Here is a 16,311-nt window from a genome sequence, read left to right as displayed (position 1 = left end):
ATATACCCAGTTTTTACTTGGCTTTATAGCAAATTTGGGGGGTATGGCACCGCAATTTCCTACAGAGTTCAATATAAGCTTCATCTTCATCATCTATCACTCAAAAAAATCACTTGGTATTAACTTTTCATTTCCACAATTTGGTGGTCATACCATCAAAAACAGGCGTATACAGCATCCCTTCAAATGAAAGGTGACATTTTGGTGCAGCGATTCACTAAATGTTAACGCCATGCCACTTTTGTAATACAGAGCTTCCTTTTCTTATCTGGATTTTCGTCACTTATAGGTGTTAGGTATAAATGCTAAACGCTATAGGATAAACTTAATAAAAAAATGAAGTATCGGGATTAATCCATGAAGTATGAAGCTACACATTCCGTATCAATTGATGATAAACCACTTTGGATTTTCGACGGATTATGCTCTTCACAAGAGGCGCAAGGTATATTTAACGGTCTGGAAGTCAGTGCATTTAAACGCAATGAGATTGCGAGGCCTGACACAAAAGAGTTTCGTCATTGGGCAGTGAATTTATCTGGCGAACAAATACAAAGCTTACCTGTTTATAATCGTGCAATTAGTGCGGTTCAAACGCTTACAGGTAAAACCTATAAGGCTTATAGAGGCTACGTAAATCACGCTTCTTTTGGTGATATGCTTTTTACTCACACAGATTGCATGCCCGGTGCCGACGAACTCACTGTATTAGTCTATATTTCGCCAACATGGGATATAGAATGGGGTGGTGAAACCATGTTTTTCAACGAACATGATGATTGTCTATTTGCTTGCACCCCTAAACCTGGTCGAGTCAGCATCTTTCATGGTGCTATAAAACACGTAGGCAGACCGCCTAACCGTATTTGCTATACGCCTAGATATACCTTAGCGTTTAAACTCGAATTGGCCAGCTAATCATTGGTGTTGTTTATTCACTGTAAAGACAAGCATCTAAACGTTAAAGCCATTTACCCAAAGTGGCATAGTCATCGCTCTGTTTAATTAAACATCCCAAGTTAATGACTTGGGATGATATCAAATGCTACCGTGAGTCTAGCGGTACTGCTAGTGAATGCATTGGTTCCATGCCACATATACGAAGGAAACAGGATAAGGTTACCCGAGTGAGGCTTCACTGAGAAGTCACCTTCAAAATTTTGGTTTGCTATATCAGCTCTACCAAAAGTTAACCACCCTTCCCCGTGCTGGTTTACAGCGTCTGGTACGTCTACATAATACACGCCGCTTAACCACCCCTCAGGATGATAGTGCGAACGATGATAACCATCGGAACGTAACTTTACTGACCATGAGCCTTTAAACGTTAAATCTTTACTCAAGCGAGATAAGAAAGGATGTTTTCTATCTGTACTTTGTAATTTAATGAACTCCCCTGCTCTGTCAAGAATAAGGCCGGACAGGGTATTTATTACCTCATTGTTATCATCAAAGAGATTTTCATAGGTCTGGGTACCATTTCTCAACGATTGCCCAATAGGGTGGCGTTCATTTTGGTGCAAAGCCTCAAGCACATCACGCAATGCATTGTTTAGGCTCTGCCTACCCTCTTTACTGGGTAAAACTGGCACCACAGCCAGCAATTGTTGATAATTACACAACCAATCATACTTACTTTCTTCATTTTGTAGGTAATAGCACGTAGAAAGCATTGTCCACCACCCCTGATTCAGTGGCTCTTGCTTCACTAATTTAGCAAATTTAGTGTGTGCCTCTTTTACCCGGCCTAAACTTAGTAAGGTATATCCAGCCTCGCTATCGAGTCCTATGCTATTTTTAACTTTTAGCTTTTCACCTTTTTCAACATAGTCTAGCGATGCGTGATAGTCCCCTAACTCTCGATAGACCCGTGCTTGATATATATAAAAATCGAGACTAGTACGTAATAACTCTGCTTGGCTATTAAGTACATCAAGCGCTTTTTGAAATTGATCTGCCCGCACTAATAACTTTATGTAGGCTAAGACAAACTCCGTATTCGCACCTTTTTGATTGATATGAGGCTCGATATACTCAAAAGGAGATTCAACACCTTCTTCCCATAAAAAAGAAGCGAGCTCTTCTTGTGCTGTCCAATCTAGAGGAGTTAATGATACAGCGTCCATAAAACACTGTTTGGCTTCTTCGCGACGATTTAATAGCACTAAGGTTGCAGCTAAATTTCGTCGTAAGGTACTATTAGCGGGTTGTAGCTTTATTGCGGCTTCAAAGCGCTGTGCTGACGCTTCAAAGTCGTTCATCTTCCTAAGCACGTTACCCAAGTTGTTCAATGCGACGACATTCGTAGGGTCTGTTTCTAACGTTGACATTAAACACGACTGCGCCTTTTCTAAAGCACCTAGATTAACGTATACATCAGCAAGATGAATATTGGCTTGGCTATAAGTCGTTTTTTTGCGAATAACATCTACAAAAATGGCTTCCGCTTCATTAAATAAGCCAACTTCTTTATACGCCCTGGCAAGGTTATATTTAACTTCAACATCGAGAGGATTTGTGGCCAGTGCTTTCTTGAACGATTGCACTGCGTTCTTTGCCTTCCCCAATTCCAGTTGTGTTGTACCCAAGCTGTTGAGAAGTTTAGGGCTCCCTTTAAATGTTTTTAACCCTTTTATAATGACTGATTCTGCACGTGCTACATCTCTCGTCTTTCTAAGGGCACTTGAATATACCTGAACAGCCACAGGATCAAGCTTTAGAATGCTAGGATTAGCACCTATAAATTGAATCACATAGTCGTACTTTCCTTGTTGAAAAGCATTAACTACTTGCCGCAACACTCCCATTTTATCAATAGCCATAACTACCCTAAGCCACGATCTAAATTCATAAGCTTACCCGCCCCTTCATTCCATTTCGACAATACGGACATAAACTGGGTTATCGCCTCTCTCTCATCGAGAGTCAATACTGGATGCCAAACATCAAGTATTAATACTGCCCGCTCTTTGTCAGACTTATTAGACGCTGAATGTATAAAACTATCATCAAAAACAAGGTGCTTGTTAGCCTGCCCCCAATTAAAAGTCTCTCCCCCGACAGTTAAGCTCGCATGTTCAGTTACCTGCAAAGGAATATGCACAGTCAGCTTACAGTTTGAAATACCGTAATGCGGGGGTATGTAAGCGTCGGGTTTAAGTACCGAGAGAAAAACCTCTGGGGCATGTGGAGGGCAGAAAGCTAAGGGGGCATTTTCAAGTTCACTACGTAACGCTAATGATAAACTTTCAAACGCTGAACAGCTCTTGCCTTCTTTTAGTAGATGAGTAGATAACCATTCATCGCGAAGCTTATCCCATGTCTCAGTAGCTGGTACATTCTCAAACTCACCTACATACTTAACGTTTGCTCGTTTCCCAACGTTTAGAAGTTCATCTTTGTGGCTTTGAAGCTCTACTATCCAATCAGTTAACCCTCCAATTTCGTCCGCTTGATAAAAAGGTTTACTTGGTAAGTCGGGAATATAAAAGAAACTTGGTTTTTGAAGTTCGTTTTGGAAAGGATGAAATTCGACACCAAAAAAAAGTGCGAGCGACTTCTTTAACCTTGGTGATACCGACTCCATGAATTGCAAGCGTGTGTAACCGTCCCTACGTGCTAAATTAGCTGCATTCTGTATGTGAGAAAAACGTGACCTAGTCATTTCTCCTGACTTAGAATCAAGATAATCTGAATTTTGACTATTTAACGTAACATATAAGGAAAGCGCTTGGTCAAAATCTCCTTTCGACAACATTTTCTCAATGTCATTGAGGGTAGATATATATAAAGGTGTCATTGAAAACCTGAGGTAAATGGAGCTGCGTAAAAACGTCAGCTCCGTTTATTATTCTAATTGTCTGAACCTGATGTTTCGGTACCACGTTGCATACGTATCCAACCTTCTCGAGACGCTTCTTCCATACGTTCTCTTTCTTCTACTGTATAACAAACACGACGCATCATGTTAGAACCAATTCGCTTTTCCATTTTACAAATTTGATCATCACGCTCTTGATTGCTAGCTATCTCTTCAGTTTTATTGGTAGCTACTGCTGCAGTTTTATTACTTGTAGAGCCGCAACCCACCAAAGTGGCAGAAATAGCAAGACTGACTAAAATCGTTTTAAACATTTATAAATCCTTATTCAAAGTTTATTGGGTTAAAGTACCGTAGGTTTAAGTTCCGTGGGTTAAAATACCATACTGTGTCTGGTTAATTCTTATCCATTTTGTAAGCGTCCATTTCTCACCGTCAGCAACTGGCGCGCCAAGGTGTAAACTGGCTTTTAATATCTCGTTATTTTCATCAATATTTTTAAATGAAATAACGGTTCCTAGTTCAGGCTTTATTTTAATGTCTAATTTAGGGAAATGGGTTTCACCATTGCTACTCATTGAGTTTAAATAAGCAAGAACAGTATTTGCACGCTGCCCACCTTCCTCAATAAACTCCGCTTGCTCACGCTGTTTGTGAGAAAACGCATCATAATGGGCTTTGTATTCTTGCCCTTCTTTGTAGCGAAGTAAATTTAAAGGCTCCCCATTGGATGTTTCAGTGCCTGAGATATCTGCCATTCTCGTATCTATATCTCTAACAATCCAATCTGCCATTTCAGATAGAATAACGCCAACCTCGCTGGTACGAATAGAATCAACCATAGGGCTTCCATCCGCAGGGCTAGCAACCATCGAACGGGTTAAAAGTGGCATGAAGCGTTGCTTTAGATAACGACACTCAAATGCTGACAATGCATTTTTAACACGCACTAATGATATATCTTCATTTAAAACTTCAAGTTCAAGTGAGCGCAACTTTGCTTCACGAGCTCGAATAGCAAATTCAATATTACTTTCATCTAGAGGTTCGAGGGAAGTCGTTAGCACCTGCCTATCATCGTTAACGAGTTGCCGATATATATTCGGCGTTAATTTCGCCATAACACTAACAACCTGAAGATAGGTCTTTTCATCTTCAGAGCACCAACAAGATAGCACTAGCAAAGATTCTGCATGTCCATTCTGCGCTAAATCGATCAGTTCATTTATAGTGCTTCGGCTAAAGCTACCTTCAATATAAAATCGAGTAATCAGCGTCTTGTGGTAACGAACTGTGGGGTGTTTAGTATCAGGAATAGACTGAAGATAAAGAAGAGCCAAATTCGGGTCACTACTCACCTTATAATAGGCAAAATCTAAGGCAGCATAAATGTTGCCTAGTTTACCGGCTTCACCAAGCAATGCCATAGACTTATCAATGGCGCCTTGCTGTTGATGATACTGAGCCTGGTCAAGCAACTGCTGTACTGAATTCACAATTTACCCTCATAAAAAAGGCCTCATAAGAGGCCTTTGTAAAATGCAATTAAATGCCTGTGCTTAGAAGTCTACGTTGATACGACCGTAGAAGAAACGTCCAGGAATTTCATACATTGAAGGATCGAAGCTGTTTGCAAATGTAGTGTAAGAAACTTCAGGATCAGTATCCCATAAGTTGTTAACACCAAATGTCAAACGAAGGTTCTCTGTTACTGAGTAACCTACTGAAGCGTCGTGGTAAGCCATCGCGTCTAGCTCGTTGAAGCTATCTTTAGACTCAAGGCTTCCATCTTCAGCAAACACGCTTACGCCTGGATCACTACACAATGTATCTTCTAGGAAGTTACCTGCATCATCAGTATCGTCATCGAACGAACATGCTTCTGTCGTTCCGCCAATGAAGCGAACTAAGTAGTTAGCAGTCCAATCTTCGTATGCCCAAGTAACAGACAAGTTAGTACGGATACGAGGAATAATGTCACGGTCAAATGCTTTACCAGCATCATTTTCCGAGATTGATTCACCAGTTACAGGGTCAACAAAGATACTAGTACGGTCGTCTACATAAGTACCGTCCCAGTTCACTCGGAAATCACCGTATTCAGTATCGAAGTTATACGCTACGTTATAATCGAAACCAGATGTCGTTTGACCACCAAGGTTAACAAGGCCGTTGAACAACTCAGTTACTACACCGCCGCTGTTACGTTCAATCAGTGAACAGAACGTAGTGCCAGTAGTTGCACAAGCATCTAGGATACGTTGAGCACCAACAGTTGATACTGCGTTGTCCACTTCAATGTCGAATACGTCAAATGTGATTGACAGACCTTCAACTTGCGCTGGTGAGTATACGAAACCATATGTAAAGCTTTCTGCTTCTTCAGGTTCTAGATCTACGTTACCACCAACAGTTGTTCTGATCTGTGGGTTAGGTTGCTCGTAAGCAGCAGGGATACCGGCACAGCCTGGGCTGTTGGCATTTGCAGCTTCACCGCCATTACATGGGTCAATTAGCGTTGCGAAACTGTCGCTGTTACCTAGGAACAATTCAGATAGCGAAGGTGCGCGGAATGCTTCTGACCATGTACCACGAACTAATACATCTTCATTGATGCGCCATTTCAAACCAACTTTTGAGTTTGTAGTGTCGCCGAAGTTGCTGTAGTCAGAGTAACGAGTAGCAAGTTCTAAATCTAATTGCTCAATAAACTCAACATCTGAGATAAGAGGGATAGCAACTTCTAAGTAAACTTCTTCAACACTGAATGAACCTGAAGTAGGTTGACGAGAGTTACCAGAAGTAATACCAGCTGCAATTAGTGCATCAGGTTGGTCGTAACCTGACTGCCAGCGTTTTTCGTAACCAGCAGCAAATGCAAGATAACCAGCAGGTAATTCAAAAACTTCACCAGAGATATTTGCCGCGTAGCTTTCTAAAGTAGAGTTAAGCGCGTCTTGTGCGGTGAATTGAATGTAATCAAGCATTTCTTGCGTGATTGTACCTTCGCCGATAGCAGTCGCGCCACCGAAGAAGTTTAATGGCACACAACCATCAGTAGCAGCACAGGTATCAACGTCACCCAAGGCTAGTGCTACGCGGTCCATATTAAGAAGACCGTCAGTTAGCGTATTCTGAGTAATGTCTGCATACGTGTAAGTTGCATCCCAGTAATACTCTTGATCGCCCAGTTCAATAACACCGTCAAAGCCACCATTGAATTGGAACTGATCAACGTTTTGAGCAAATTCACGGTAACCCGCTTCCATCATACGACGGCCAGCGAAGAACAAGCTGTTCGCTTCACCGAAGCCAGCAGTATCTGTTAAATCAAGACCTGTTGGGTTATAAGGGTTATTTGCAGCAATTGTTACACCTGATGTACCAGCAGCGTTACCGATAAATAATGGTGTTGGAGCAAGAAGCTGTGAAGAACGTCTGTTGCCGTAGAAACCAGTTACGTTAACAGAAACGTTGTCTGTTAATTCATAACGGCCTTGTGAGTAAAGGTTAATACGCTCTTGAGGTGTAGAAAGGTAGTTAAGAGGAGCAAAGTTAAATGCACTGCTACCAGTCCAAGGAATTAATCCACCTTGACCATCGTTTTGAACGTTGAATGAAGTAGCTTCATCATCGAAATACCAAAAACGACCATTAGGAGTACCCGATGAACCGCCGTAGCCTGTAGGAGCGCCAAACACTGGTACTGCAGAAATCTCACGATCTCCTGCAAATGTTGGCTCTTCTTCTACGTAACTTACGTTGAAGTATACGTTACCTCTGTCATTAGCAACACCGAAACCGATATCCCACGATTCTTTGTTACCATCTCCTTCGTCGTATTGACCAAGGTAGCCAGAAGCGTGAACGCCTTCGAAATCTTGACGAGTGATAATGTTTACAACACCTGCAACCGCATCTGAACCGTATACCGCTGAAGCACCATCTTTAAGTACTTCGATACGCTCAATGATAGAAGAAGGAATGTTGTTAAGGTCAACGGAACCAGTAATGCCTGGAGCCCAACGTTTACCGTTTACAAGAACAAGAGTACGGTTAGAACCGATACCACGAATGTTAATAGTCGTTGTACCATTACCACCGTTGTTGTTGTTGGTGTTGATTGCTGAACCAGCAGATGGGATAGCTTGAAGTACGTCACCGATTGAAGTGATACCGAATTTTTCGATGTCAACACGGGTCATAACCGTTACTGGGTTAGCACCTTCAATGTCTGTACGACGGATACGAGAACCAGTTACTTCGATTTTTTCAACAGAATCGGCTGCTTCTTCAGCTTCTTGTGCAGCAACTGCACCAGAAAAACTTATTGTTGAAACCGCGCCGAACGCGCAGGCCAACCTAACTGACTTAGCCAGCTTAGAATTTGTAAACATGTGTTGTCTCCCTGGACCACTAAAGCTTGTTTAGTGTGTATTTCTAAAATCGTTTATAACGAATTATTATTAGTAAGGTCAAAGCCTCACTAAGATAATAAACACAACAAGAGTAAACGGTCAACTGAGATCGGGAGAGGAATAATTAAAAGTTCAATTTTTTTCGTTTATTTTTCCTTTTTCTGTAAATGTTTACTTACAATTTACATATCAAACACATTTTACTGTTTACTTTTCGGCCAATTCAGTTGAGGCGACTTATTATCACGATAAGAAACGGAAATTAGGTTAAAAGACTTTTTACCTACGTTTATAGATTTCCGTATAGTTCTAGAAATGGTTTTGGAACCCTAGAACTATTTTTGTTAATTGCATTTAACGGTTGCCTAATTTGAGACATGCTCGCAGTTTTCACAACTGTGGACTTTTTATGAAAATATGTGTGATTGTTTTGGTAATTTAGACCAATTGAATCAAATACTCTGTGGAGCACTAATTCAGGTTCTGCCTTCAACGCTTCGAGTTCAACTACCTCTATTTTGATAATCGTTTGTAGTTGCTCTATTGCTTTATTGTCCATTTGAATCGCTCGTTTAACTGAGAGAATGTCAAAAGACCAATGCAAATTGCTGCTAAAAAAGGTTTTGTAGATTGACCATGCATTTTCAAGCTCGTTTCGCCTAGTCGCGATAAATTTAGCGTTAGGAAAGACTCGCTTTACCATCAATGCAATATGACTGTTGTTTAAACTTTTATTGACGCATACGCTTTCTGTACATCCTAACTCTCTTGCGATCCGCTCGTACTCTTTTGCAATTGCATTTAGTTCAACGCTTTGACAATTGAGTATGGTGTCTAAATCGTAAGCTGAATTTTTCTTTTTAAGGATTGTGTCACAGGCAATAGTAAATGCATCCGTTTCACCGACTGAGTTAACAGCTTTATCAGAGCACAAAATATTGTTCAACAAGGTGGTACCAGAACGGGGCAGTCCCATTATAAATACTGGCGTGAAAGTATTCGATGTAAAGCTACTCTGCTCAGTATCTTTTAATACTTTGGTAATTTTTGTGTAGTTCGCATCTATGTTAAAAGGCTTTGTGGGGGCATTTGAGCTTGTGATTTGCCTCATAGCATTTGCTGATTTCTCGTAAAAAGCGAACGCACTTTTCTCATCACCATTTAACCAGTTTACATTTCCCATAGCGTTTAGAAAGCAAGCTTTAGATACACAGTTAGACAACTGATTAAATTTTTCCGTTTGCGCACTAATGAAATTTTGAAAATCAGGTTGAGTGATCACATTTTGCAGAGTTGATAGCATGTGCCACGCTTCGCCCGCTAATGGTGCTGTCTTAACTACCTTTTTAAGTAATGTTTCCGCTTCTTCAAGTAGCCCTTTTTGATAAGCAAGTACACCAGTGATATGAAGCGCTGCAACTGATGTCGGAGCCTTGTTCGCCCACTGTTTTGCGCTCTGGTATGCATCATCATCTTTACCACAATCGGCTAGCATACCAATTTGCTTTGCTATTGTCGTATCATCACACTTTGATTGATCTAGCATATGTAAACACTTGACAGCTAAATCATAACATCCAACTGTCATTGCCAAACGCGCTACTCCTAACCAGTTTTCTTTGAGTTCTAACTCAGTATTCAAAAAGCCGGTAATTAGAGAAACAACCAATGTTTGGTCCATTGCTCGCGTCGCATGTACTAATTTCTGTAGTTCTAGTTTCATAAGCCTAAATAAAAGCCCAGGATGAGCTGGGCTTTTTCATTACTCAATTATTAAAATGTAACTTCAACACTAAAACGCACGTAACGAGGCGTTTGGAAAGAAGTTGGTAGGCCATAACTAGGGTTAGATTCACCGCGAGCAATATAGCCAAATGGAGCAAATTGTTCGCCGTCCTCATATCCTGATAGTCGTTCATTAACTTCATTCAATTGTGTTGCTTCATCATTATTGAACACATTGAAGATATCAGCACGAAGAGCAATATCAGCTTCTTCAAGTTCTATCAAATATTTAGCGCTTAAATCAAGGTTCCAAACATTGGGTGTTCTACCTTGAGAGCCACGAGGAGCAATCTCACCTTCATAAACGAATGATTCTGCATCATATAGAGACGCAAACACATCAGTTGGGTGGTAACCAAATGAGCTTAGTGGGCGACCTGATGTCCAACGGAAATTAGCGCCTAACGAGAAATTTTCTGTTAATTGATACGCACCATTTAATTTAAATGAGTGGCGACGATCATTAGGAAGATTACCAGAAGCTCCGTCCGTTAACCCTGGTTGATCAAAGTTAGTTGTTAATCCAGAATCGTCCTGATCATTGTCTGAACGAACGAAACCTTCATTGTTACCCCAACTATGGCTCCACGTATAGGTAAAGCTCATCATCCACACGTCATCCCATGCACGGTCGACAGTGAAATCAACAGAGGCATATTGGCGCTCCGCTTCAGGATAACCTAGCATATCTGCAGGAATAGTATATGTTCCAAAAGGAACTGGACCGTCGCCATCTGGATCAGTAGTGATTGTTACATCGTTGCCCGGGTTGGTTAGCACGTAGTAGTGGAAGCCAGAGTCACACATAGTACAAGAGGAACCAAACTCTTGCTCAATAAACTCGTTAAAGCCTGCATCAATTGCAATGTCTTCTAGTGAGCTACCAAGGTCACGGTAAGTGGCTTTAACACCAAAGCTCCATGATTCATTAAGTACTTGCTCGTAACCAAGTATGAATTCATCTTGATACATTGGGTCTAAATCGGCATTAACCGTTTCTGTTGTGCTTTTAAGTGTGCCATCAGAGTATACCGTCATGCCACCAACCTCATCACCTAGTACTGGTGTGAAATCAGCATTAATTGACTCTACTTCATAGTACTGACGAGTATAAAGTTCATCACCCGCTAAACGAATGTTTGTATTTGTCGCAACTGGAAGGTAGTAACGACCATAGTTGGCAAAAATTTTGCTTTCGCCATCACCTTTAACGTCCCAACTAAGCCCTAGACGAGGAGCCCACTGGTCAGTAACGTCAACAAATTTATCACCTGCTTTGTTGTAGTTTTCAAAGCTCTCATTACGCAAGCCGATACGTGCTGTAATATTATCAGTTACGGTCCAAGTATCTTCGATATAGTACGCGAAGCTTTTCGTTTCAAAATCGCCTTGGTTTATGTAGTACTCTTGACGAACTAAGCAATCTTCGTTTCCTGCTTCATCAAGATTAGCACCACAGTTTTCATAGCGATAGGCTACACCACCCGCTCTTTGAGTATTTTCAGACGCTTCTAGATCTTCGTTATCCACACCAAATTTCAACACGTGGTCAGCATTGACATACCATTCAACATCAAAACGAATAGCGGTACGCTTATCTTCTTGAATAGAAGGTGTAGCTAAACCGTATGCGCCGTATTCGACGTTTGTAAATCTGTCGAAAATAACAGGAGCATCACCAAGCGGATTACTTCCATCATTTAAATTACTGTAGCTTGTTTCGTTAATTGAGTATTGGGTGCTAATAGTAATATCATCGGTAATAATACCTGTGTACTGAATACCCCAAGTTTTACCACCGCGCTCTAGTGTATAATTACCTAAAGAGTTTCCTATTTCATCCGAATCAGGGCTGTATAAGAACTTTTCAGATTCAAGCTCTTCGGTATTGTCCCATGCTGTAATTTCTAGGATGTGCTCTGGCGTAATGTACCAGTCGAGCTTTGCACTTAGTAATGTATCGTTACCTTCACGATCATAAATTACTGCAGTATCACCATAATCTCTTTGACGAAGTTTTTGGTTAATTAAACCGAAAAAGAAAAGCTTATCTTCAACAAGTGCGCCGCTAGCCCACAAGTTTACATTTGTTTCACTGCGCTCATCTTCTTTGAATACTTCATAATAAGCTGTTCCTGCTTCGTCAGCATCAGCCTGGGTTCTATAAAAGACGTCGGGGCTATGTGCTCTTAACGCAGCTGGCTCATAGTAAGCGCTCGCGCCCCACTTAAATTCGTTGCTACCACTTTTCGTTCTTGCGTTAATAACACCGCCCGTAGAACGGCCATATTCAGCAGAGTAGCCACCTGTCTTCACTTCAAACGATTCATACATTTCAAATGGAAGTTCTGATCCACCAAGACCGTTTCTGAAGTTAGTTACGTTAATACCATTTACGTAATAAACGTTTTCACCTACAGATGAACCACCAAAGGATGCATAGTTCCCGAAGTCGGAATCACCAGATACCGTACCTGGCGCTAAAAGTGCGACAGAAGCGATATCACGTGGTACAGGAACTTTTGCAATGAAATCTTGGTCTACATAAAGCTGTGATTCGCTTGAAGTAACATCAATATTCGAAATTGACGTTCCGCTTACTGAAATTCGCTCAATATCCCCAGACTCTAGAGCCACATCTAAGTTGGTTCTTCCTGATGGACGCACTGTAAATTGCTTTTCTTGAGCAACGGTAAACCCTGCTTTTTGAGCTGAAAGGCTGTATTGGCCTGGTGGTAACAATGGAAAAGTGAATCGGCCATCTGAATCTGTCACCACACTACGTGTTAGACCTGTTTCAAGGTTGATAATTGTGACTTCAACATCACCAAGTAATTGATTAGTACTTGCAGATACAGAAGTACCAACAATAGTACCTTTTGACTCTTGTGCGAATGAAGGTGCAGCAACACCTAAAGACGCTGCCACAGCTAATGCTGTGAGCGTTTTATTATTTATCATGTGTTTCCCCGGCTTTATATTCGCCCTTCAACGGTAACTGAAAGTTATCGATGAGAGCAGACTTTTAAATTTTATTAAACTAACCATTAAAACTTTCTAAACGATTGTTTTTTATACGGATTTTTATGATTATCCGAAAGTATAATTGACATATGCAAAGGGGATAGATCAAGTGTAAAGTGGATTTTTGTCGACGAGCGACAGTGCAGTGAAGTAGGGAAATTACACGTGAGCTAGTGTGTTAATTGGCTTTGAGGGATATTCAAAGAGTTCCCCATTTGCGACGAATTACATTCGTCGCAAATGCAGAAATGTCGCATTTTTCGTCTATTGTAAGTAAAATCCTAAGCTGCGTTTTACCGATTCAGGCAATTCTGGAAGTGAACTTTTTGGCAAAAGAAACGTAGCCATGTTGAAAAAGTCTAAAAACACCCTGTTTGATTCAGTCGTTTTCTTCAAATAATGATGGCCAGATGACCCTCCAGTTCCTATTTTAGTTCCCAGCATTCGTTGCACCATCATGGCATGGCGATAACGCCACAACGTTAACTGTTCATCTATTTCTGTTAGTGCAGTAATAAGCTGGAACGGCAGATTAAAAACAGGCTCTTCTGAATACTGCTTTATAAATAAAGCTGACAATAATGCTTCATGAGACAAGCGGAATTTCCCCTGATGAAGAAGCCCTTCATAGGTATCATGGTTAAACAGCCCGTCAAAGTTCTCTCTGGTCGATTGCCAGTCTTTAAGCTCTTGTCGGCGTTCTACTTCAGACAGAAACGCATTTTTTTCAATGGTTTCTTTGTCATCGTTTAGCATTTCATCTGTTGCTTTTCGGTAGTAATCCCAAAAATGAAAATCCTCGGTTTTAAGCAATGGCATACGTGCCAACCACTTATCCACTAACTCGAACAAGCTTGGCTTTTCTTCTAACGCTTCCAGTAGGCTGCGATCATCATCACTTAAACGGTTATAAAAGCTTTGTTTATCGAAATCGATACGGTATTCCCTTTTAAGGCCCAACGAAATTTCAAGCTGCTTAAACTGAATACTTTGGAAGCCTGAAGCGGGAACCAAATAGTCTCTGAAGGAAAGAAACTGTTGTGGAGTCATGGTTTCCATAATGCCAATTTGGTCGTTCATCAGCTTTTGAATTTGAATAACGCGATGTAGCCTATGTACTACCGAAGTGAGTTGCTGATCTTTTACTGATGCTTGATTAAATGTATCGATAACCGCATTGAGTTCGTGCAAAAGTTGCTTAAACCATAGTTCATACACTTGGTGCACTACGATAAATAGCATTTCTTCATGGGCAGGTTCGCCGTACTTAGTACTTTGAAGTTTTTGTGCGCCAAGTATTTTGTCTAACGCTAGGTAATCACCGTAATAGCAGGGTTCTATATTTTTTTTCATGCCGATTGTTCTTATCGTCGTTATGCACAGAAGGAAATTCTAACATCGCTAACTCGACATCGACAAAATACAGGCTATAAATTATCTAGGGGCGTTATTAAAAATATACACACCCATAAAAAATAACATCGCGTTAAAATTTAAATTAGGGCACAAATATGAAGCTTGATGATGACATTCATAATTATTACGAACATCTTGTACTGCAACGTGTAACAGAACTTGGACTCGACAATACTAAAAGTCCTGATTATTTAGCTGACTTATGCTGCTTGGCACTTAATCAAGTTCCTCCGCGTTACATTCGCTACGAAGTCGATATGGCTTTTTACCTTCCCCAGAGTGAACGGAACCAAATGGAAATGAATGTTACGTATGCTATCGATAATGCGATGAAGTATTTAAACGATACAGATAAAACATCGGTAAACGAGAAGGCAGAGTAATGCCAAACACAGTTGTGTAAGTTAAAAATACGGTTGTGGGACTAAAATACGGGGGAGTAAATTGGGTGGCGGGCTCCCAGCCACATCCCGGCACATGAGTCGTCTGCTGCGGCTGCTCCCTTCCAGGCCTGACCGAGTTCACAGAGTATCATTGCGGGAGGACCAAAAGCCCACCATAGAAAGCGAATAAAATGCTAACAGGCGTCAGCAGTCTTAAGCGAGGGGCGCATTATGACTACTTGCCCGATAAGTTTCAACCCTTTAACGAAAATCTCTCTTCTGCAATAATGTTTGCCACACGATTTGTGGCTGCTTTTTGGGCATCAGCACGGGTATAAATCTCTTTTAGCGTAGTGCCAATGTCTTCGATATGCTTGCGCAGCGCCGCATTAGAGCTTTGTTCCATACGCTGATGGAAGATATCGATAATACCCCCTGCATTAATCACATAGTCAGGCGCATACAAAATGCCACGTTCAACTAACATATCGCCAATTTCTTCACGTGCGAGTTGATTGTTTGCCGCACCAGCAATGACCTTAGCTTTAATCGTAGGCAATGTTTGGTCATTAATGGCCGCGCCCAATGCACAAGGCGCTAGTACATCAACGTCTAGACCTAGAATATCTTCAGGCGCAACTGCTGTAGCGCCAAGTTCTGCTACCGCCTTTTCAACACCTTCGGGGAAAATATCAGCTACATACAGTTTTGCACCCGCTGCGTGAAGGTGTGACGCTAGTCGATAACCAACATGCCCCATACCTTGAATTGCTACGCTTACGCCCTCTAAGCTGCGATTTAACCCGTGCTCTACGCTGGCCTTTAAGCCAACAAACACACCATAAGCGGTAGATGGTGCTGGATTACCGTCTGGCTGTTCGTCAGCGTAATGATATTGCGCATTTACCCCAGCAATGTAGTCAGATTGAGTCGCCATGGTTTGTAAATCGGTAACTGAAATGCCCGAGTCTTCTGCGGTAAAATATTTGCCGCCCAATGAATCAACAAATTTCCCCATAGCTTCCATCATTGCCGGCGTTTTTTGTTTGCGAGGATCGCCGATAATCACTGACTTACCACCGCCTAATGCGATATTGGCCATGGCGGCTTTGTAGGTCATTCCTTTAGAAAGGCGGAGTACATCGGTTAGTGCTTCTGCACTACTTACATAGGGCCACATTCTACAACCACCCAATGCTGGGCCTAAGTTTGTATTATGAATGGCAATAATGGCACTTAAGCCTGCTTCTTTATCGTGATAAAAAGCGACATGCTCGTGATTATCAAACTCTATGTGATCGAAAACCGACATACTTTCCCTATTAATAATGTGATGGATTTTGCCCAAGTGTAGCCCAACCACCAGAGGACACGCCTTGCTAAGTTATTAACCCACTCTCGTAAAGTGAAATACACAAAGTATGAATACTATTTTTCTAGGATATCTATCCTAGAATTTATTTTT

11 protein-coding genes and 1 other RNA gene are annotated in these 16,311 nt (G+C 41.3%); 2 read left to right on the top strand and 10 right to left on the bottom strand.

Annotated elements, in window-relative coordinates; translation table 11 throughout:
* Positions 1–357: 357 nt before the first annotated feature.
* Positions 358–918 (top strand): 2OG-Fe(II) oxygenase, encoded by a 561-nt coding sequence (locus J8L84_RS13845; protein WP_211071200.1) that lies wholly within the window; start codon positions 358–360, stop codon positions 916–918.
* A 101-nt stretch (positions 919–1,019) separates the two neighbouring features.
* Here the strand turns inward: J8L84_RS13845 and J8L84_RS13840 are convergent, their stop codons facing one another.
* From J8L84_RS13840 to J8L84_RS13805, 8 genes are all read right to left on the bottom strand, one after another.
* The gene (locus J8L84_RS13840; protein WP_211071199.1) at positions 1,020–2,822 is read right to left on the bottom strand and encodes a tetratricopeptide repeat protein; all 1,803 of its coding nucleotides are present in this window, start codon (positions 2,820–2,822) and stop codon (positions 1,020–1,022) included.
* Positions 2,823–2,824: 2 nt separating this feature from the next.
* A complete protein-coding gene (locus J8L84_RS13835) occupies positions 2,825–3,799 on the bottom strand; it encodes an aspartyl/asparaginyl beta-hydroxylase domain-containing protein (protein ID WP_211071198.1) in 975 nt (324 codons plus the stop codon).
* A 53-nt stretch (positions 3,800–3,852) separates the two neighbouring features.
* Positions 3,853–4,134 carry a hypothetical protein gene (locus J8L84_RS13830; RefSeq protein WP_057793209.1) on the bottom strand — a complete coding sequence of 94 codons (282 nt, stop codon included), beginning with the start codon at positions 4,132–4,134 and terminating at the stop codon, positions 3,853–3,855.
* 45 nt (positions 4,135–4,179) lie between these two features.
* Positions 4,180–5,316 (bottom strand): 2OG-Fe(II) oxygenase, encoded by a 1,137-nt coding sequence (locus J8L84_RS20685; RefSeq protein ID WP_211071197.1) that lies wholly within the window; start codon positions 5,314–5,316, stop codon positions 4,180–4,182.
* 63 nt (positions 5,317–5,379) lie between these two features.
* Positions 5,380–8,217: a TonB-dependent receptor gene (locus J8L84_RS13820; RefSeq protein ID WP_211071196.1), complete on the bottom strand. Its 2,838-nt coding sequence runs from the start codon at positions 8,215–8,217 to the stop codon at positions 5,380–5,382.
* 310 nt (positions 8,218–8,527) lie between these two features.
* A complete protein-coding gene (locus tag J8L84_RS13815) occupies positions 8,528–9,961 on the bottom strand; it encodes a sulfotransferase (protein WP_211071195.1) in 1,434 nt (477 codons plus the stop codon).
* Positions 9,962–10,011: 50 nt separating this feature from the next.
* Positions 10,012–12,984, bottom strand: coding sequence for a TonB-dependent receptor (locus J8L84_RS13810; protein WP_211071194.1), 2,973 nt, complete (start codon positions 12,982–12,984; stop codon positions 10,012–10,014).
* A 327-nt stretch (positions 12,985–13,311) separates the two neighbouring features.
* Positions 13,312–14,400: a tryptophan 2,3-dioxygenase family protein gene (locus J8L84_RS13805; RefSeq protein ID WP_211071193.1), complete on the bottom strand. Its 1,089-nt coding sequence runs from the start codon at positions 14,398–14,400 to the stop codon at positions 13,312–13,314.
* Between the two features lie 158 nt (positions 14,401–14,558).
* Between J8L84_RS13805 and J8L84_RS13800 the strand changes: the two genes are divergently transcribed.
* Positions 14,559–14,846: a late competence development ComFB family protein gene (locus J8L84_RS13800; protein ID WP_211071192.1), complete on the top strand. Its 288-nt coding sequence runs from the start codon at positions 14,559–14,561 to the stop codon at positions 14,844–14,846.
* Positions 14,847–14,917: 71 nt separating this feature from the next.
* Here the strand turns inward: J8L84_RS13800 and ffs are convergent.
* Positions 14,918–15,014, bottom strand: an RNA gene (gene ffs / locus J8L84_RS13795) — signal recognition particle sRNA small type.
* A gap of 85 nt (positions 15,015–15,099) precedes the next feature.
* Positions 15,100–16,158, bottom strand: coding sequence for a Glu/Leu/Phe/Val dehydrogenase (locus J8L84_RS13790; RefSeq protein WP_211071191.1), 1,059 nt, complete (start codon positions 16,156–16,158; stop codon positions 15,100–15,102).
* Between the last annotated feature and the right edge of the window lie 153 nt (positions 16,159–16,311).

It is taken from the genome of Alteromonas sp. MMG017, from assembly GCF_018100795.1.
GTDB lineage: Bacteria > Pseudomonadota > Gammaproteobacteria > Enterobacterales > Alteromonadaceae > Alteromonas.
This window is presented reverse-complemented; position numbering and strand designations above follow the sequence as displayed.

Coding starts and splice junctions, on each gene's coding strand:
- J8L84_RS13840 (WP_211071199.1), bottom strand. CDS start 2,822: ATGGCTATTGATAAAATGGGAGTGTTGCGGCAAGTAGTTAATGCTTTT.
- J8L84_RS13820 (WP_211071196.1), bottom strand. CDS start 8,217: ATGTTTACAAATTCTAAGCTGGCTAAGTCAGTTAGGTTGGCCTGCGCG.
- J8L84_RS13845 (WP_211071200.1), top strand. CDS start 358: ATGAAGTATGAAGCTACACATTCCGTATCAATTGATGATAAACCACTT.
- J8L84_RS13810 (WP_211071194.1), bottom strand. CDS start 12,984: ATGATAAATAATAAAACGCTCACAGCATTAGCTGTGGCAGCGTCTTTA.
- J8L84_RS13815 (WP_211071195.1), bottom strand. CDS start 9,961: ATGAAACTAGAACTACAGAAATTAGTACATGCGACGCGAGCAATGGAC.
- J8L84_RS13830 (WP_057793209.1), bottom strand. CDS start 4,134: ATGTTTAAAACGATTTTAGTCAGTCTTGCTATTTCTGCCACTTTGGTG.
- J8L84_RS13790 (WP_211071191.1), bottom strand. CDS start 16,158: ATGTCGGTTTTCGATCACATAGAGTTTGATAATCACGAGCATGTCGCT.
- J8L84_RS13805 (WP_211071193.1), bottom strand. CDS start 14,400: ATGAAAAAAAATATAGAACCCTGCTATTACGGTGATTACCTAGCGTTA.
- J8L84_RS13835 (WP_211071198.1), bottom strand. CDS start 3,799: ATGACACCTTTATATATATCTACCCTCAATGACATTGAGAAAATGTTG.
- J8L84_RS13800 (WP_211071192.1), top strand. CDS start 14,559: ATGAAGCTTGATGATGACATTCATAATTATTACGAACATCTTGTACTG.